The following is an 18,412-nucleotide window of genomic DNA, read 5'->3' on the forward strand; positions in this document are numbered from 1 at the left end:
CCTAGAACAGACTCAGACAGGCCGGGCATTCACCGATATCCGGCGCCTTTCCCCATACGGCCGGCGATCAGTGCCCGGCGTCCTCCCAGGTGCGGCCGACGCCCAGGGAGACCACCAGCGGGACGCGCAGGGAGTAGGCGGCGTTCATCCGGTCGGTGACCAGTTCGCGCAGGGTCTCCAGCTCCCCCGGGGCCACCTCGAACACGAGTTCGTCGTGAACCTGGAGCAGCATCCGGGAGCCCAGCGCCGCCTCCTTCAGCGCGCCGTGCACGTTGAGCATCGCGACCTTGATGATGTCGGCCGCCGAACCCTGGATCGGCGCGTTGAGCGCCATCCGCTCGGCCATCTCCCTGCGCTGCCTGTTGTCGCTGTTCAGGTCGGGAAGGTAGCGGCGGCGGCCCAGGATCGTCTCGGTGTAGCCGTCGTTCCTGGCCTGGGCGACGATCGCGTTGAGGAAGTCGCGGACCCCGCCGAACTCCTCGAAGTACTCCTCCTTGAGCGCCTTGGCCTCCGACACCGGGATGCTGAGCTGCGCCGACAGCCCGAAGTCGGACAGACCGTAGGCCAGGCCGTAGTTCATCGCCTTGATCTTGGCCCGCATGTCCCCGTTGACCTGCTCGGGGGCGATGTCGAAGACCCGCGCCGCGGTGGCCCTGTGGAAGTCGTGCCCCGACTCGAAGGACGCGATCAGCGCCTCGTCCCCGGACAGGTGGGCCATGATCCGCAGCTCGATCTGGCTGTAGTCGGCGGTCAGCAGGGTCTCGTAGCCGGGCCCCACCACGAAGCCCTGCCGGATCCGGCGGCCCTCGGAGGTGCGGATCGGGATGTTCTGCAGGTTGGGGTCCTTCGAGCTGAGCCGCCCGGTGGCCGCCACCGTCTGCTCGAACGTGGTGTGGATCCGCCCGTCGTCGGAGATCTCCTTGATCAGGCCCTCGACCGTGGTGCGCAGCTTGTCCTGGTCACGGTGACGCAACATGATCGTCGGGAGCTCGTGGTCGGTCTGCGTGGCCAGCCAGGCCAGCTGGCCGGCGTCGGTGCTGTAACCGGTCTTGATCTTCTTGGTCTTGGGCAGCGCGAGCTTGACGAACAGGATCTCCTGGAGCTGCTTGGGCGAGTTCAGGCTGAACTGCTCGCCCACGGCGGCGTGCGCCGCCTCGACGGCCTGCTTCACCGCGGCGCGGAACTCCGACTCCAGGCCGCCGAGCTGGTCGCGGTCCGCGGCGATCCCGGCCCGCTCCAGCTCGGCCAGCACGGTGACCAGCGGCAACTCCACGTCGCCCAGCAGATAAGTGCCCCCACGCGGCTCCAGGAAGGCCTCCAGGGCGTCGGCGAGCTCCCGGACGGCCAATGCCCTCAACGCCAGGTCGCGGGCCGTGTCGTCGCCCTCATCGTCGTCGAAGAGGCTGGCCTGGCCCCCGGCCTCCGCCTCGCCGCGCAGCTCACGCCGCAGATAGACCTTGACGAGCTCCTCCAGCGGGAACGACTTCTGCCCCGGCATCGCCAGGTAGGCCGCCAGCGCGGTGTCGCAGGCGAGGCCGCGCAGCTCCATGCCGTGTGCCCACAACGCCAGCATCGGGCCCTTGGCGTCGTGCACGTCCTTGGCCTTCGACGCGTCGCCCAGCCAGTCGCGCAGGGCCTTCTCGTCGGCCTCGGTCAGCGCGGCGGGGTCGATGAACGCGGCCCGGCGCGCGCCGGTGCCGTCGTCCGGCGCGGCGATCGCGATGCTGTCGATCCGTCCGGTGCCGCTGCCGTACGCACCCTTGAAGGCCAGGCCCACCCGGCCCTCGGGCAGCGCCCGCAGCCACGCGGCCACCTCGTCGGGCCCCGGCGTGGCGACCTCGACCTCGAAGCCCTCCCCCTCCGGGACCTCCGCCGAGCCGAGCGTCTTGAACAGCCGCTCACGGATCTCGCCCCGGAACTCCAGCGTGTCGAGGATCTTGTTGATCTCCTCGCGGTCGGACGCGCCGACCGTCAGGCCCGAGACCTCGTGCTCCAGCGGCACGTCACGGATCAGCTGGGTGAGGCGGCGGTTCATCAGCACCTGGTCGAGATGGTCGCGGAGCTTGTCGCCGACCTTGCCCTTGACCTCGTCGACCCGGTTGACCAGCTCCTCCAGCGAGCCGAACTCGCGGATCCACTTGGCGGCGGTCTTCTCCCCCACGCCGGGGATGTTCTTGAGGTTGTCACTGGAATCGCCGCGAATGGCCGCGAAGTCCGGATATTGGGCCGGGGTGAGCTCGTATTTCTCCACCACCGCCTCGGGGGTGAACCTGGTCATGTTGCTGATCCCGACCCGGGTCATCAGCACCGTGACGCGATCGTCGACGAGCTGCAGCGCGTCGCGGTCGCCGGTGACGATCAGCACGTTCATGTCCTGACCGGCGGCCCGCGTGGCGAGAGTGGCGATCAGGTCGTCGGCCTCATATCCCGCCAGGGACAGGTGCGGGACGCGCAACGCGTCGAGCACCTCGTGGATCAGGCTCATCTGGCTGCGGAAGCTGTCGGGGCTCGCGCTCCGGTTCGCCTTGTAGTCGGAGTACTCCTCGTGCCGGAACGTCGGCTCCGACCGGTCGAAGCAGACCGCCACGTGTGTGGGCCGCTCGTCACGGAGCACGTTGACCAGCATCGAGGTGAACCCGTAAACCGCGTTGGTCGTCTGACCCGTCGTCGTGGAGAAGTTTTCCTCCGGGAGGGCATAGAAGGCCCTGTACGCCAGGGAATGCCCGTCCAGCAACAGGAGACACGGACGAGTGGGGGTCGCTTCTTTCTTCGGCACACCGAAAGCCTAGTCTCCTGGTGCGACAGAAAACCTGGCCTCACGCGACTGGAGACAACCCCTTGACCATGACAGACCCCGGCGACGTCACACCCGGCGTGGAGGAGCAGGTCCGCGCCGCCCACACGAACACGCTCGTCGAGCGGATGGGCATCGAGATCACCGAGGCGACCCCGGCACGGGTGGTCGGCCGGATGCCGGTCGAGGGCAACATCCAGCCGTACGGACTGCTGCACGGCGGCGCCTCATGCGTGCTCGCCGAGACCCTGGGCTCGACCGGCGCGGCGATCCACGCGGGCCCCGGGCGCATCGCCGTGGGCATCGAGATCAACGCCACCCACCATCGCTCGGCCACCTCCGGGTACGTCACCGGCGTGGCCACCCAGGTGCACGGGGGCCGGACCATCGCCACCTACCACATCGAGATCACCGACGAGCGGGGCCGCCTGGTGTGCACCTCACGCCTCACCTGCATGCTCCGCGACATCTGATCACATCGCGTATTCGATCATAACCCGACCCCGTTTTTGCCTTTCTGGCGCAACTGATCGGATACGCTGGGTGACATCGACGCCCGCGGGGAGGCCGAGTAGAAAACGTACAGGGTCGGGGAAGCTCTGTACGGCGCCAAAGGCCTCCCCCGGGCTCGTCGGGCCCCATGGGTGAGACCGGCCGGGATCCACCCGGTCTCCCCTCACCCCGGGGGCCTTGCAGCCCTTCGGCGCCTGTACGGCCCGCACCGCGCAGAGGCGGGCCGTACAGGAACGAACCGGCGCCTCAGATGTCGGTGTGCGTCGGGTCGAGCACGCGGCGCAGGAAGGTCTTCGTGCGCTCGTGCTTCGGGTCGCCGATCACCTGGGCGGCCGAACCGTCCTCGACGATCACACCGCCGTCCATGAAGACCACCCGGTCGGCCACGTCCCTGGCGAACGCCATCTCGTGGGTGACCACGAGCATGGTCATCCCCTCCTCGGCCAGCTTGCGCATGACCGTGAGCACGTCGCCGACCAGCTCGGGGTCCAGCGCCGAGGTGGGCTCGTCGAAGAGCATCAGGTCCGGGCTCATCGCCAGCGCCCTGGCGATGGCCACGCGCTGCTGCTGGCCGCCGGAGAGCTGGATCGGATAGGAGTCGCTCTTGTCGGCGACCCCGACCTTCTCCAGGTTCTCCCTGGCGATCCTCTCGGCCTCCGCCCTGCTCCGCTTCAGCACCCGCCGCTGGGAGATCATCACGTTCTGCAGCACGGTCATGTGCGGGAACAGGTTGAACTGCTGGAAGACCATGCCGACCCGGCGACGGGCGGCGTCGATGTCGACGTCGCGGTCGGTCAGCTCGACGCCCTCCAGGAACACCTTGCCCGACGTGGGCTGCTCCAGCAGGTTCACGCAGCGCAGCAGCGTGGACTTGCCCGACCCCGACGGGCCGATGACGCAGACCACCTGGCCGGGGTCGACCGCGAAGTCGATCCCCTTGAGCACCTCCAGCCTGCCGAAGGACTTGTGAAGGTCGCGGATCTCGAACGCATGGGCCATCGGGGTCACCGTCCCTTCATCTGACGCTTCTCCAGCCTGGACGCGAGATAGCCCAGCGGAATGGTGACGAGCAGGTACGTCACACCGACGACCAGGAGGGGTGTGGCGTTGGCGTAGGTCGAGGCCGTGTCGTTGCCGAACTTCGTGAGCTCGACGTACTCGCCGGAGACGCCGAGGAACAGCACCAGCGAGGAGTCCTTGAGCAGGGACACGAACTGGTTGGTCGTCGGCGGGATGACGATGCGGACGGCCTGCGGGATGACGATGGAGATCATGCCCCGGCTGTAGGACATGCCCAGCGAGCGGGCCGCCTCCAGCTGCCCCTTGGGCACCGCCTGCAGGCCCGCCCTGAGCGTCTCGGCCATGTAGGCCGATCCCACGATGGTCAGTCCCAGGATGCCCTGGCCGTAGGTGCCGCCGGGCACCTCGAAGCCGGGCAGCGCCAACGGCAGGAAGAGGATGAACAGGAAGATCAAGACCGCGGGCAGTCCCCGGAAGATCTCGATGTAGGCGACCGCGATCCACCGGTACGGCCGCACCGACGACAACCGCATCAGCGCGAACAGCAGGCCGAGCAGGAAGGCGAAGACGAAACCGCCCACCGAATAGATGATCGTGTTGAGCAACGCGACCGAGAACAGCTCCGGCAGCATCTCCGCCGCGACTTCGGACTTGGCGAAGTTCTGGCCGAGAGGGCCCCACTCGATGCGGGTGACGAGGAAGACGGCCACGACCACCAGCACGACGTACTGGATGATCCGGCTGATCTGCTGCTTCTTACGCGGACTGAGCTTGGTCCTGCCGGGGGGCACCCCGGCAGGACCTGGCGACTCAGTCGTCGTCGACTGGTCTGTCATGGATCAGCCGAGCTCGCCGGGCTTCTTGCCGAACCACTTCATGAAGATCTGGTCGTACGTGCCGTCCGACTTGGCCGTCGTGATCGCGTCATTGATGGTCTTGAGCAGGATCGGGTCGGCGCCCTTCTTCAGGCCGATGCCGTACTGCTCACCGGTGTCCAGACTGCCGGCCAGCTCGAAGCCGGCGGCGATGTCCGGCTTCTTCAGCCAGGTCAGGACGACGGGCAGGTCCTGGATGATCACGTCGACCTGGCCGGACTGCAGACCGAGCAGTTCCTTGGGAGAGTCGGCGAACTCCTTCGGGTCGAGCCCCGCCTTCTTGGCCTCGTCAAGGCCCGTGGTCGAGGCCTGGGCGCCGAGCTTGAGGTTCTGGGCCTTGACCTCCTCCAGCGTCTTGGCCGTCACGCCCTTCTTGACCAGCAGCGCCTGGGTGGCGTCGAAGTAGGGAACCGAGAAGTCGATGTTCGCCTGGCGCGCGGGCGTGATGCTCATGCCGGCGGCCGCGACGTCGCACTTGCCCGTGGCCATCGCCGCGCCGCTCTTGATGACGGCGAAGTCGATGTCGACGATCTCCTGCGTCAGACCGAGCTTCTTGGCCGCCAGGTCGACGATGTCGACGTCGAAGCCGACGGTCTTGTCGCCCTCCTTGAACTCGAAGGGCTCATACGGAAGGTTCGTGCAGGTGGTCAGCTTGCCGGGAGTGACCAGCTTGGGACCGGCGGCGGCCGCGGGGGCGCTCGACGAGGCACCGTCGCCCGAACTCGCGGTGGTGGTGGAGCCACCGCCGCAGGCCGACAGGCCGAGCACGCCGGCGACGGCCACCGCACCCACCGCGAGCGCGCGACGGGAAACAAAACTCAGGCCCACTACGGCCTCCTTACGGTGAAATGTCGCATGTTTTATGGATACCTCAGTGCTGGTGATGCTTCCTCACCCGCACGACCATGCAGATCACCAGTACGACACAATTCGGACAACAACTACATTCAAGGATCCTTAATAAGTACCCTGTCCCCATCATGGGACGAGACCGGGCCGTTAATCGAATCGAACGCCTCCCGGCCCACCCCCCGTGGCGAGCGGAAACCGTAAAATCGCCTGTCAGGCCCTACCCGGCCGCGTCGGGCCCCCGCGTCACCGGCCTCGCCCATCCGTTGAATTCGAAAGCCGCCTCGGTTACGTTGCCCGATGTGCGCAACCCCCTAATCCTGTTCACCGGTGCCATCATGGCCTCCGCCGTCCTGACCGGCTGCACCGGAACAGGGCCGGCGAAATCCGCAGCCCCCACCCCCGCCCCCACCCCGACCTACGAGCTGCCGCCCCGCCCGGTACGGCCCGGCGAGCGTCCCGTCGACGCCCGGCCCGTGAACGACGGCGACACCCGATTCCAGGTCATCGGCCTGCAGACGGGCCTGAGCGGCTTCTTCGGCAGCCACGCCGAATGGCAGGCCAAGGGCCAGTACGTGGTCGTGCGGATCATCGTGGAGAACCCCGGGCGCACCAACTCCCGGTTTCAGGCCAAACGGCAGAAACTCATCACGACCGACGGCGCGGCCCACAGCGTCGACGACTTCACCCAGGCCATCAAGCGCCAGCCCGACACACTCCCCGTCGGCGCCGAGGTCAAGGTCGAGATGGACCTGTGGTTCGACATCCCCAAGGAGGCCAAGGTCTCCGCGATCCGGCTGTTCGGCGACCCTCCCCTCGGCTCCAGCGCCGCCACCGACGGCGCCGAGGTGCCCCTGTCCTGAACCGGCGGGCCGCCCCCACGAGAAACGGGCCCGCCGCGCGGATGCGCGCGGCGGGCCCGTGACGTCAGGCGATACGGCCCTACGCCTGCTCCTCCGACACCTCGTGCGTGACAGCCCCACCGAGGTAGGCGGCCTGCACGGCGGGATCATTGAGCAACTCGTCGGCGGGCGCGCTCTTGACCACCGTCCCGGTCTCCAGGACGTAGGCCCGATGAGCCAGCTTGAGCGCCTGCTGGGCGTTCTGCTCCACCAGCAGCACCGTGGTGCCACGACGGTTGATCTCCGCGATGATGGAGAAGATCTGCTGCACCAGCAGCGGCGCCAGACCCATCGACGGCTCGTCCAGCAGCAGCACCTTCGGCTTGGCCATCAGCGCGCGGCCGATGGCGAGCATCTGCTGCTCACCGCCGGACATCGTCCCGCCCATCTGGGTCCTGCGCTCGGCCAGCCGCGGGAACAGCTCGTAGACCTCCGCCAGATCAGCGGCGAAGTCACCCGAACGCGTGTAGGCGCCCATGAGCAGGTTGTCGTGCACCGTCATACCGGGGAAGACGCCCCGGCCCTCGGGCGCCTGGCCCAGACCCGCGACGACCCGCTGATGACCGGGCATCTTGCTGATGTCCTTGCCGTCGAAGGAGATGCTCCCCGACGACAGGCCACGCAGACCCGAGATCGTCTTCAGGGTCGTGGTCTTGCCCGCCCCGTTCGCCCCGATGAGCGTGACGATCTCGCCCTCGTTCACCTCGACCGAGATGCCCTTGAGCGCCTCGATCTTGCCGTAGTGGACATGGATGTCCTTGACCTCAAGAAGCATCTGCGGGAGCCCCCAAATACGCCTCGACGACCCGGGGGTCGTTCCGCACCTCGTCCGGCAGGCCGTCGGCGATCTTCTGGCCGAAGTCCAGCACCGCGATACGGTCGCTGATTCCCATGATGAGGCTCATGTCGTGCTCGATGATCAGAATCGTACGGCCGGCGTCCCGGATGTCCCGGATCAGCTGCTGCAGCGCGATCTTCTCCGCCGGGTTCATACCGGCGGCCGGCTCGTCCAGCAGAAGCAGCTTCGGATTGGTCGCCAGCGCCCGGGCGATCTCCAGCCGGCGCTGGTCACCGTAGGGCAGGTTCTTCGCGTGGTCGTTCGCGCGGTGCGCGATGCCGACGAACTCAAGCAGCTCCATCGCCATCGCACGGCCGTCACGCTCGGCCTTGCGGTGCCAGGGAAGCCCCAGCGCCACACTGACCACGCCCGACCTGTGATGCGCGTCGGCGCCCACCATGACGTTCTCGATGGCCGTCATGTTGTGGAACAGCCGGATGTTCTGGAACGTCCGGGCGATGCCACGCTTCGTGATCTTGAAGCGCTTGACGCCGCTGATCCTCTCACCCAGGAAGCGGATCTCTCCCTGAGTCGGCTGGTAGACCCCGGTCACCACGTTGAAGACCGTGGTCTTGCCGGCGCCGTTCGGGCCGATGAGGGCGAAGATCTCACCCTCGTTGATGGTCAGGTCGACCTCACGCAGCGCCGTGACACCGCCGAAGCGCATGACAAGGCTCTTCAGCTCCAGCATCGCGCGACCGCTCCGCTCCTGAATCGGCGCGGGCACCGGCTCCGGCTCCTGAACCGCGTCCGCGTTCACATCAGCGCTCACTTGGAAGCCACCTCCTCGCCACGCGCCTCGGGCCCGGGCACCTCGGCTCCGAGCGTACCCATCCCACCGCTTCCCTCTTTCAGTTCCGCCTTGCGTTGACGCGATGGAAGCAGACCCTCCGGACGGAAGATCATCAATGCGACGAGCACCCCGCCGAAGATCAGCATGCGGTACTCCTCCAGACCGCGGAAACGCTCGGGCAGCCACGCCACCACGAACGCGCCCAGCATGACGCCCGGAAGGTTGCCCGCACCACCCATGACCACCGCGGCCAGGATCGTCGCCGACAAAAGGAACTGGAAGTCGTTCGGGTTGATCGAGATGGACTTCGCCGCCCACAACACGCCCATCGAACCGCCGATGGAGGCACCGATGGCGAACGCCAGCATCTTGAACCGGAACGTCGGCACGCCCATGACCTCGGCCGCGTCCTCGTCCTCACGGATCGCCGCCCAGGCCCGCCCGACGCGGCTCTTCTCCCAGCGCTTCACCAGGATGATCACAATGACGGCCAGGCCCACCAGCAGGTAGTAGTAGGGCTTGGGATCCAGCACGCCGTACTTGAGAGGCTCGACACCCCCGAGCAGATCGGAGACGTTCACCCCGAGAATATGGAGATCGTTGATGCTCGGCGGGTGCGGGATCCCGCGGATGCCGTTCGGGCCACCGATCTCGTCGGTGTTACGGGCGGTGATGCGGATGATCTCGCCGAAGCCCAGCGTGACGATCGCCAGATAGTCACCGCGCAGCCGCAGCGTCGGAGCACCCAGCGTGACACCCGACAGCGCGCACAGCGCGATGCCGACCAGCATGATGACCCAGAAGTTCCAGCCGAGCCTGGTGCCGATCAACGCCATCGCGTAACCGCCCACGGCGTAGAACGCGACGAAGCCCAGGTCGAGCAGGCCCGCCTGACCGACCACCACGTTCAGGCCGATCGCCAGGATCACATAGGTCCCGATGGGGAAGAACAGAATGCTCGCCCAGTCGGTGTCGGGCGACATGAAGCTGCCGATGCTGTCCGACGGCAACAGCAGAGCCGCGACGATCAGCAGCAGGTAGACGATCCAGCGCTGCCAGGCCGGAGTGTTCAACCAGCGATCGTGCGCGACATCGCCGAAATGACCAAGTCCGGTACGGAAACGTGCCAGGGGATTCTTCTGGTTCATGCGCGCGCCTGCTGAAGTGATTCACCGAGGATTCCGGTGGGACGGAACATCAGGACGAGGATGAGGATGACGAAGGAGATCACGTGCTTCCAGTCGGAGCCGAAGAAGATGGCTCCATAGTTCTCCACCAGACCCAGGGCGATACCGCCGACCAGAGCGCCGCGCAGGTTGCCGATACCGCCCAGGACCGCCGCGGTGAACGCCTTGATCCCGAAGAGGAACCCGATGAAGTAGTTCGTGTTCTCATAGGAGATCAGATAGAGGGCACCGGCCACACCGGCCATTCCACCGCCGATGAGGAACGTCATCCGGACGATCTTGTTGATGTCGACGCCCATCAGAACGGCCGCCTCGGGGTTCTGCGCGGTGGCGCGAATCCCTCGGCCGATCTTCGTACGATTCACGAGGGCGTCGAGCGCGATCATCATACCGATGGCCGCCACGATGACCAGCACCTGGTCCACCCGGACCGAGAAGCCGAAGAGCTTGAAAAGCTCGGTCCGCTCCATCAGCCGGGGCAGACCCATCTGGATCCGGCCCTGCTCCGGACGGTTGAACACCTTCGGGATGACCAGGAGCGCGAACAGCTCCTGCAAGAAGATCGAGGCGCCGATCGCCGAGATCAGGGCCGCCAGCCGGGAGGCACCGCGATTACGGAGCGGCCGGTAGGCGATCCGCTCCAACGCCATCGCCGTGCCCGCCGAAGCCAGCATGCCGGCCAAGATCATCGCCACGATGATGCCGACCAACGCGATACCGGTCAGTGGCGAGTTGATACCCAGCACGAACGGCACGAACATCGCACCGAAAGTTCCGATCATGAACACTTCGGAATGCGCAAAGTTGATGAGCCGCAGCACGCCGTACACCATGGTGTAGCCGAGCGCGATCAGGGCGTAGATCGAGCCGAAGGCAAGGCCGTCGATCGTCGCCGGCCAGAACTGATTGATGAAGTCATTGAGCACTAGGGTTTACCACTTCTAGCGGGGGTCGCCTGCACTGCCGGTAGCACACCGCTTCCAGCAGAAGCTCGTGGACTCTGATGGAAGTACGCAAGAAGCGGGAACGCATCGCGGCGTTCCCGCTCCCCGCGCGTCAACTACCTGATCTTTCCTTCAAACTACCGGCTCAGCCCAGCTTGGCCTCGGCAGCCTTGCCCAGCAGGCCGATGGCGCCATCCTTGACCTGGTAGATGTAGATGTCCTTCGCCGCGACCTCACCGTTGGCCTCGAACTTGATCTGCTTCGAGACACCCGCGAGGTCGACCGTGGAGATGAACGCGTTGATCTTGTCGGTCGTGGTGTTGCCGGCCTTGACCGCCTCGACGAAGACCGTGGCCGCGTCATAGCCCTCGGCAGCGTAGATCGCCGGGTCGGCGCTGTAAGCAGCCTTGTAGGTGTCGGCGAAGGCCTTCACCTTGGCGTCGGTGACATCCGGGGTCGCGATGTAGCACGGGCAACCCACGAGAGCGCCCTCGGCGTTCTCCGCACCGGCACCGTCGATGAGGCCCTTGTCCAGCGAACCGTCGCCGGACAGGAACTTCGCGTCCTTCACACCCTTGTCACGGAGCTGCTTGAGCAGGTTGCCGCCCGCGGCGTAGTAACCACCGAAGAAGATCGCGTCAGGCTTGGCAGCCACGACCTTGTTCACGACAGAGGAGAAGTCGCTCTCAGCCGGGTCGAGCGAGTCGTTCTCCAGCTTCACGCCCTTGTCCGTGAGCGTCTTCCTGACGACATCGGCCAGCGGCTTGCCGTACTCGGACTTGTCGTCGATGACGAAGACGTTCTTCGCAGCGACGCCGTCCGCGATGAAGTTGGCGATACCGGGGCCCTGGACGCTGTCGCTCGGGAGAACCCGGTGCCAGTACTTCCAGCCGTTCGTCGCCAGCGCGGCGTTGGTGGCGGATGCCGAGATGCTCGGGATCATCGCCTCTTCCAGCACCGGTGCCACCTGAGCGGACTCACCCGAGAACGCCGGGCCGATCATACCGACGATCTTGTCGGTATTGATGGCCTGCTGCGCCAGACCAACGGCCTTGGAGCCGTCTCCCTGGCTGTCGTACTGGACCATCTCGATCTTCACGGGCGGGTTGGTCTTGTTGTACTCGTCAATGACGAGCTTCGCACCATTCCTGGGCGGAATGACGATGCCGGACTGTGCACCGGTGAGGTCACCCATGAATCCAAGCTTGATGGTGCCCCCGGCCGCGGCGCTGGAGCTACCGGTTTCCGGGGCGGCCTCCGTGCCTCCTCCGTCTGAGCAGGCAGCGAGACCGAGGGTGAGCGCCAGACCGGCGGCGAGCACTCCACCGAGGCGTGCAGACTTAGGCCGCAAGGTTGCCTTCCTTTCGCCCAGTCCCTCGTCAGGACCGAGTTCACAGATGACCTCCCCTGGCGGGGTGGCCAGGAGGTTGTGTCGGTTAGTACAGCTAGCGGATGTCACGGGTCGATACAGGACGGCCCGCCGTTGCTGTTTCGTTATTACACCGATCCTTTTCGGCTATCAGACACAAAAGCCATGGTCACTGGCGACCTCATGCGACCTAGAGAGATCACTCCATGTACGCGAAGCCACACTCAGCACAACGACCAAAGGGCCCGACAAGCCGTCCCACAGGAAAAATCACCAGCGCACCGCGAAAGCAAAAGGCGACAAAACGCCACAAATCAAACCTCTGAAGCCCCAGCGGCACCGGTCGTCGGCCCCGACATCTCGGCGACCACGACCTCGGCCACCTGACGCATGCTCAACCTGCGATCCATTGACGCCTTCTGAATCCACCGAAACGCCTGCGGCTCACTCCACCCATGCCGCTCCATGAGCAACCCCTTGGCCCGCTCGACCAGCTTGCGCGTCTCCAGCCGCTCCGAAAGAGTCCCGACCTCCCGCTCCAGCGCGGCCATCTCCTCATGCCGGCTGACCGCCATCTCGATCGCGGGCACGAGATCCGACTTGGTGAACGGCTTCACCAGATACGCCATCGCCCCGGCGTCCCTGGCCCGCTCGACCAGATCCCGCTGCGAGAAGGCCGTGAGAATCAGACATGGCGCGATCCGCTGCGACACGATCTGCTCGGCGGCCGAGATCCCGTCCAGGATGGGCATCTTCACATCCAGGATCACCAGATCGGGCCGGTGCTCCAACGCCATCTTGACCGCGGTCTCCCCGTCCCCGGCCTCCCCGACGACGGCATACCCGTCCTCCTCCAGCATCTCCTTCAGGTCGAGGCGGATCAGTGCCTCGTCTTCCGCGATCACCACTCGCCGCTGCGTACTCACGAGCAAGAGAGTACCGACGTCCGCTAGATTGGGACCACGTCGGCGCCGTCAACTGATTGCCATCAGCTAGGCTGCACGACAAGTGTTTTGGAAAATCCGGACAAGTCCGGATTCCTGCCCCGGTACCCCAATTGGCATGAGGGAGCGGATTCAAAACCCGTACAGTGTGGGTTCGAGTCCCACCCGGGGCACAAGAAGAGCCGCCCGACCTGAAGTCGGGCGGCTCTATCGTTTTCGGCACCATCCGTAGCGACTTCAAAACTGTCGGTAGCGCTTGGCATGGTTGCCTCATGCACTCCCGCGAAACAGTCGACCGTGCACTCCGGCTCTCGGCTCTCGGGCTGGTTGATCGTGAAGTCGCCAAACTGTGCGGCGTCTCTCTGGGGGCCGTACAGAAATGGCGGACACGGACACGCCGGACAAGTCAGGACGAGGATCTCAGGAGACACCATTCATGTCCTCGCTGTCACGGCCAGACGCTTGACTTCGAGGCCTATTCCTACCTGCTCGGTCTCTACCTCGGTGACGGTCATATCTTGCTGTGCAAGAAGGGCGTCTACCAGCTCTCGCTGGCATGCTGTGGCACCTGGCCCGGATTAATAGAAGCGGCGGCAAAAGTCATGTCAGCGGTTATGCCGACCTCATCCGTCAGCCGCCGCCGGCATCCGGGCTGGACGGAGGTCAAAAGCTACTCCAAGCACTGGGCCTGCCTGTTCCCTCAGCACGGTCCCGGCCGGAAGCACGAACGAAAAATCACACTGGAAAGCTGGCAGCGTGAGATCGTCGCGGCGAACCCGGGCAACCTCGTTCGAGGACTGATGCACTCGGACGGGTATCGCGGCGTGAATCGCGTCCGTCGCCATTTCAACGGCAGTGACCACTGGTACGAGTATCCGCGCTATCTCTTCGTGAACGAGTCCCGGGACATCCTTGACCTCTGCGGGGAGGCGCTCGATCTCCTGGGGGTGGCGTGGCGCTATTCCAAACCCAACACCATCTCCGTGGCCAAGCGGGGAGCGGTTGAGCGGTTGGACGAGTTCGTGGGGCCGAAGTACTGAGGTGGTGGGGCGAGAGGGATTCGAACCCCCTCAGTCGAAACACCTGATTTACAGTCAGGCCCGGCTCTCCAGCTCCGGCGCCGCCCCGTGGTGGCGATTTCAGGATGGTCTTTCGCCGGCGCGCGCGGCAACGGGTTTTCCGGGTTGGCCTTCGGCTGCCCCGCACTGCTCTGCTCTGTCCTCCATCGCCTTGCATCGTCTTGCCTCGCCCTACCCTGCTCCACCCTGCCTCGCCCCGCCCTGCTCTGTCCCGCCCTGCCCCGCTCCGCCCTACCCTGCTCTGTCCCGCCCCGCCCTACCCTGCTCCGTCCCGCTCCGCCCCGCCCCGCCCTGCGCTGTGCTGCCTCGCCCGGTGGGATGAGGCGCGTCTTCGTACGCGGTGCAGGAGAGGCGAGTTCGCCGGGGCGGTGTCCGGTGGGTGCGCGGGGGCGGCGGTGGGCGGGCAAGTAGGTTGCTCGGAAGACGGTTTATCGAAAGGTGGCGGCGTGGAGGCGACGGGGAACGGCCGGGATTGCCGGAGCGGGGTCTCGGTGGTCCTTCCCGGGGGTGTGGCTCCGGCGGTCCTTTCGGGAGGTGTGGCCCCGGCGGCCCTTGCGGGGAGGGTGAGGCTGAGCGGGCACGGGGTGGTGCTGCGGGAGTGGGAGGAGGGTGATCTGGCGGCGATGGTCGGGTTGTTCGACGACCCCGATGTGGCCTACTGGACGCCGTTGGTCTCGCCGTTCGATCTGGAGGCCGCGCGGGTCTATCTGAAGCGGGCTCAGGAGAGGCGGGCGGCGGGAAAGCGGGTTCAGCTCGCCGTCACCGTCGATGGGGGCGAGCCGATGGGCGAGGTGTTGCTGATGTTGAGCGAGCTGAACCTGGATGTCGCGGAGATCGGTTATGCCGTGGGGGCGGCGTACCGGGGGCGGGGGCTGGCCGCACGGGCGGTGCGGGTGATGACGGGTTTCGCTCGTGACACCGTGGGTGTCTCGCGGTTGTTGCTGGAGATCGAGGCCGAGAATGCCGCGAGCGCGGGGGTGGCTCGGGCGGCCGGCTATCGCCTGACGGAGGCGCCGCCGATCCCGGCCGAGGAGAAGGGGCGCCGGATCTCCTTGCAGACGTGGGAGTACGACCAGGCGTCGATCGGGGTCGGTCCGCGCGGGTGAGGTGGACGCCGTCGGCTCGTGGGGGTGGGTGGACGGCGTCGATCTGGCGGTGCCCGTAGAGGGTCGTCCGGTGGGATCAGGGGGCTGGGGCCGTGACCGGGTCCCTCGCCTTTTGTAAAGGCGAGGGGTGTGCCGGGCGGCTGGGGGGTTCGGTGTGGATCCGGCCGTTCGGGCGGGGTGGTGGTCGTGGTCTGACGGTGGTCTCTGGGTGGTTTCTACCAGCCGGCTGGTTTGTTGACCTTCCAGGAAAGGGGCCACGCGCCGTTTTTGTTCGTGTAGAGCTGAATGACGACGAATTCACTCTCGTATGAGCTGATTGTTCGAGTGGTCCACACCCCGTTGCACTCTTTGGCGGTCGGAGAGTCGGGGTCGCCCAGCAGATGAATGCTCATTCTGGCGCAGTAGCCGTCGCCGGGGCCTGTGTCGATCAGCTGCGCCTTTACCGTTGCCGTGTAGTACGGTTTCCCCGCTTTCTTACTCCAGATGACGAAGCCGTTCCGTATCCTGGCCACGACCTTTCCGTTCACCGTGAAGGATTTGTCGGGAAAGCGGACGGTCGCGGTGGTGCCGGCGGTGTTCGCCCATGCGGCCGATGGTGCCACGAGAAACGCCGACAGCATCGCTCCGGCAACGAGCGCGCCTTTCCAGGTTTTTCCCACGAACGTGCCTCCCGTATGAGGTGCTTGTGTAAATTCGCCCTATAGGCGACCCCGTTTCGCAAGTCAGGCTATACAACAATTTATGCCAAATAAAGGGAAATACGATGTTTATGGTGTCGTGTGCCTGGGGTAAGGAGGCGGCCTCTCCCCCGGGCCTGTCGATCCCCTGTTGAGGGATCCGACCCTTATCGGATGACCCGGCCCTGACCGGAAGCCCTCCCCGCCGGTGGAACGGCCGGCGAGAGCCGGGGTGGCGTGTCCCTGTCGGCAAGGCCGCTCCGGGGACCGATCCCATGTCGCCCGGAGCCCTCCAGGCAGACGTCACCTCACCGAACAGCCGCCGCGGGCCCCGTGAAGGCTCCGCGAGACCCGGGGAGAGCCCTGGAAAGCCCGGGGAGAGGTCTGGAAAGCCCGGGGAGAGGTCTGGAAGGCCCTGAGAGGCACCGGCTTCCCGGGCCACCCCACGTCAGGGGGCGGGACGAACCGCGGCCGGCCTCTTCGCCATTGGCCGCGGACGAGGTTGAGGCCGGACGTGCCCGGAGGGGATCCGGTGACTTGAGCGCCTGCTGGGCGTTCTGCTCCACCAGCAGCACCGTGGTGCCACGACGGTTGATCTCCGCGATGACGACCTCGCCGCCTTCTCGAGACGAGACGAGTAAGTCCGATGTGATCAGTGGTCGTAGGCGATCAGCGAGCGGGTGACCGGGGCTCCGGTCTTGTTGTTGTGCCAGATTGCCGCGGCCATCGCCAGGATGCGCTGGGCGACGCGGACGGCGACGCCCTCGAAGGTCCGTCCGCCGTGTTGTTCCAGGTCGAGTTGGCCTTTGAGAGTGTCGTTGACCGACTCGATGAGCTGGCGGACCTTCTTGAGCATTGGCTCGCCGTGCCGCTGTTTCTCCCGCTTGCGGGAGGGACACAGCAGGTCGATGCCGTGGGCGGCGAGTTCCTTCTCAAAAGGCTTGGAGGCGAAACCCTTGTCGCAGATGAGCAGAATGCCCTCGCGTTCGGCGATCAGGCCGGCATCGACCTCGAGCATCGCGGCCAGCACCTCCCGCTCGCCGATCTTCGGGTTGGCCAGCGCCCATAAGATCGGCATGCCGGTCGGGGTGCACACCAGATACAGCCGCAGGCCCCCAGAGAGCAATGATCGAAACCTGTGGATCTGCCGGGGAGGGGTGTACCTTCCCGGATCATCCGATGATGGTTTCGAGATAAGGCCGACGTTGGCGCGTCGGTCGGGAAGGCACACCCGTGCCGCTCACCGTAGTGCCCGAACCGCCCGCTGACGACAGCTCATCGACGGCCGCCGCCTCCTCGTTGATCGATGAGATCGTCCGTGAGGGCGCCCGTAAGATGCTGGCCGCCGCGTTGCAGGCCGAGGTGGACGCCTACATCGCCGCCTTCGCTGACGAGCGCGATGCGGCCGGTCGCCGTCTGGTGGTGCGTAACGGCTCCCATCAGCCGCGCGAGATCCTCACCGCGGCCGGCGCGATCGAGGTCACGGCCCCGCGCGTCAACGACAAGCGCATCGACGAGCAGACGGGTGAGCGTCAGCGGTTCTCCTCATCGATCCTGCCGGCCTGGGCGCGTAAGACCCCGCAGGTCAGCGAGGTGTTGCCGCTGTTGTACCTGCACGGCCTGTCCTCGGGCGATTTCATCCCCGCGCTGGGCCAATTCCTCGGCTCGACCGCGGGCCTGTCCGCGCCGGTGATCACTCGTCTGACCGAGACCTGGAAGGGCGAGCAGCGCGCGTTTGCCGCCCGCGACCTGTCCGGCGCCGACTACGTCTACCTGTGGGTCGACGGCATCCACGTCAACATCCGGCTGGAGGAGCACAAGCTGTGCCTGCTGGTGATGATCGGGGTGCGCGCTGATGGCCGCAAGGAACTCGTCGCGCTGAGCGACGGCTATCGGGAGTCGGCTGAGTCGTGGGCCGATCTGCTGCGCGATGCCAAAAGGCGCGGGATGCGGGCGCCGGTGCTGGCGATGGGGGACGGTGCGCTGGGGTTCTGGTCCGCGCTTCGGGAGGTGTTTCCGCAGGCCAGAGAGCAGAGGTGTTGGTTTCACAAGATCGCTAATGTGCTGGGGGCGCTGCCGAAGTCCGCTCACCCCGCAGCGAAGAAGGCCCTGGCCGAGATCTGGAACGCCGAGGACAAAAACCATGCCCAGGCCGCGGTCAAGGGCTTCCAGGCCGCCTACGGCGCCAAGTATCCCAAGGCCGTGACCAAGGTGGTCGACGACCTCGAGGAGCTGCTCGCCTTCTATGACTTCCCGGCCGAGCACTGGGTGCACCTACGCACGACCAACCCGATCGAGTCGACCTTCGCCACCGTCCGGCACCGCACCAAGGTCACCAAGGGGCCCGGCTCACGCGCTGCCGGGCTGGCCATGGCGTTCAAGCTGATCGAGTCCGCCCAGGCCCGCTGGCGCGCGGTCAACGCCCCTCATCTGGTCGCGCTGGTCCGCGCCGGGGCGACCTTCACCGGCGGCAAGCTCGTCGAACGACCCGACGACCACGTCCCATCCGCAGCCGCTTAAAA

General features: G+C 66.1%; 16 protein-coding genes, 2 tRNA genes and 1 pseudogene. 6 read left to right on the plus strand and 13 right to left on the minus strand.

Going from position 1 to position 18,412, the window contains the following annotated elements; all coding sequences use genetic code 11:
• Positions 1-67: 67 nt before the first annotated feature.
• A complete protein-coding gene (gene polA / locus J2853_RS20605) occupies positions 68-2,776 on the minus strand; it encodes a DNA polymerase I (protein ID WP_307560325.1) in 2,709 nt (902 codons plus the stop codon).
• A gap of 146 nt (positions 2,777-2,922) precedes the next feature.
• Here polA and J2853_RS20610 point away from each other — a divergent pair, with 146 nt between their 5' ends.
• Positions 2,923-3,267, plus strand: coding sequence for a PaaI family thioesterase (locus J2853_RS20610; RefSeq protein ID WP_370879534.1), 345 nt, complete (start codon positions 2,923-2,925; stop codon positions 3,265-3,267).
• 286 nt (positions 3,268-3,553) lie between these two features.
• On the opposite strand, the gene J2853_RS20615 is transcribed toward J2853_RS20610, so the two are convergent.
• The 3 genes from J2853_RS20615 to J2853_RS20625 are packed head-to-tail and all read right to left on the minus strand — an operon-like array spanning position 3,554 to position 6,030.
• Positions 3,554-4,306: an amino acid ABC transporter ATP-binding protein gene (locus J2853_RS20615; RefSeq protein ID WP_307560329.1), complete on the minus strand. Its 753-nt coding sequence runs from the start codon at positions 4,304-4,306 to the stop codon at positions 3,554-3,556.
• 5 nt (positions 4,307-4,311) lie between these two features.
• On the minus strand, positions 4,312-5,118 hold the full coding sequence (locus J2853_RS20620) for an amino acid ABC transporter permease (RefSeq protein WP_307560331.1): 807 nt from the start codon (positions 5,116-5,118) through the stop codon (positions 4,312-4,314).
• 48 nt (positions 5,119-5,166) lie between these two features.
• Positions 5,167-6,030 carry an ABC transporter substrate-binding protein gene (locus J2853_RS20625; protein WP_307560333.1) on the minus strand — a complete coding sequence of 288 codons (864 nt, stop codon included), beginning with the start codon at positions 6,028-6,030 and terminating at the stop codon, positions 5,167-5,169.
• 323 nt (positions 6,031-6,353) lie between these two features.
• Here J2853_RS20625 and J2853_RS20630 point away from each other — a divergent pair, with 323 nt between their 5' ends.
• On the plus strand, positions 6,354-6,914 hold the full coding sequence (locus tag J2853_RS20630; protein ID WP_307560335.1) for a DUF4352 domain-containing protein: 561 nt from the start codon (positions 6,354-6,356) through the stop codon (positions 6,912-6,914).
• Between the two features lie 79 nt (positions 6,915-6,993).
• Here the strand turns inward: J2853_RS20630 and J2853_RS20635 are convergent, their stop codons facing one another.
• From J2853_RS20635 to J2853_RS20660, 6 genes are all read right to left on the minus strand, one after another.
• A complete protein-coding gene (locus J2853_RS20635) occupies positions 6,994-7,728 on the minus strand; it encodes an ABC transporter ATP-binding protein (protein ID WP_307560337.1) in 735 nt (244 codons plus the stop codon).
• Complete coding sequence (locus tag J2853_RS20640) at positions 7,718-8,563, minus strand: ABC transporter ATP-binding protein (RefSeq protein ID WP_370879307.1); 846 nt, start codon at positions 8,561-8,563, stop codon at positions 7,718-7,720. The genes J2853_RS20635 and J2853_RS20640 overlap by 11 nt, the downstream gene beginning before the upstream one ends.
• Positions 8,560-9,657, minus strand: a complete 1,098-nt coding sequence (locus J2853_RS20645; protein ID WP_307560339.1) for a branched-chain amino acid ABC transporter permease — start codon at positions 9,655-9,657, stop codon at positions 8,560-8,562. The genes J2853_RS20640 and J2853_RS20645 overlap by 4 nt, the downstream gene beginning before the upstream one ends.
• Before the next feature lie 71 nt (positions 9,658-9,728).
• Positions 9,729-10,697, minus strand: a complete 969-nt coding sequence (locus J2853_RS20650) for a branched-chain amino acid ABC transporter permease (protein ID WP_307560341.1) — start codon at positions 10,695-10,697, stop codon at positions 9,729-9,731.
• Positions 10,698-10,860: 163 nt separating this feature from the next.
• Positions 10,861-12,066 carry a branched-chain amino acid ABC transporter substrate-binding protein gene (locus J2853_RS20655; protein ID WP_307560343.1) on the minus strand — a complete coding sequence of 402 codons (1,206 nt, stop codon included), beginning with the start codon at positions 12,064-12,066 and terminating at the stop codon, positions 10,861-10,863.
• 332 nt (positions 12,067-12,398) lie between these two features.
• Positions 12,399-13,010 carry an ANTAR domain-containing response regulator gene (locus J2853_RS20660; protein WP_307560345.1) on the minus strand — a complete coding sequence of 204 codons (612 nt, stop codon included), beginning with the start codon at positions 13,008-13,010 and terminating at the stop codon, positions 12,399-12,401.
• 116 nt (positions 13,011-13,126) lie between these two features.
• On the opposite strand from J2853_RS20660, the gene J2853_RS20665 reads away from it, so the two are divergent.
• Together J2853_RS20665 and J2853_RS20670 are read left to right on the plus strand one after the other, a co-directional pair.
• Positions 13,127-13,201, plus strand: a tRNA-Leu gene (locus tag J2853_RS20665).
• 99 nt (positions 13,202-13,300) lie between these two features.
• Positions 13,301-14,068, plus strand: coding sequence for a helix-turn-helix domain-containing protein (locus J2853_RS20670; protein ID WP_307560347.1), 768 nt, complete (start codon positions 13,301-13,303; stop codon positions 14,066-14,068).
• A 2-nt stretch (positions 14,069-14,070) separates the two neighbouring features.
• On the opposite strand, the gene J2853_RS20675 is transcribed toward J2853_RS20670, so the two are convergent.
• Positions 14,071-14,155, minus strand: a tRNA-Tyr gene (locus J2853_RS20675).
• 515 nt (positions 14,156-14,670) lie between these two features.
• Here J2853_RS20675 and J2853_RS20680 point away from each other — a divergent pair.
• Positions 14,671-15,213, plus strand: coding sequence for a GNAT family N-acetyltransferase (locus J2853_RS20680; protein ID WP_307560349.1), 543 nt, complete (start codon positions 14,671-14,673; stop codon positions 15,211-15,213).
• 215 nt (positions 15,214-15,428) lie between these two features.
• Here the strand turns inward: J2853_RS20680 and J2853_RS20685 are convergent, their stop codons facing one another.
• Together J2853_RS20685 and J2853_RS20690 are read right to left on the minus strand one after the other, a co-directional pair.
• The gene (locus J2853_RS20685; protein WP_307560351.1) at positions 15,429-15,872 is read right to left on the minus strand and encodes a hypothetical protein; all 444 of its coding nucleotides are present in this window, start codon (positions 15,870-15,872) and stop codon (positions 15,429-15,431) included.
• A 670-nt stretch (positions 15,873-16,542) separates the two neighbouring features.
• A pseudogene (locus J2853_RS20690) lies at positions 16,543-17,004 on the minus strand (transposase); the annotation flags it as partial.
• 134 nt (positions 17,005-17,138) lie between these two features.
• On the opposite strand from J2853_RS20690, the gene J2853_RS20695 reads away from it, so the two are divergent.
• Entirely contained in the window at positions 17,139-18,410 is a 1,272-nt protein-coding gene (locus J2853_RS20695) for an IS256 family transposase (RefSeq protein ID WP_307568692.1), read from the plus strand.
• Positions 18,411-18,412: the final 2 nt, after the last annotated feature.

The sequence above is a fragment of the Streptosporangium lutulentum genome (assembly GCF_030811455.1).
Lineage (GTDB): Bacteria > Actinomycetota > Actinomycetes > Streptosporangiales > Streptosporangiaceae > Streptosporangium > Streptosporangium lutulentum.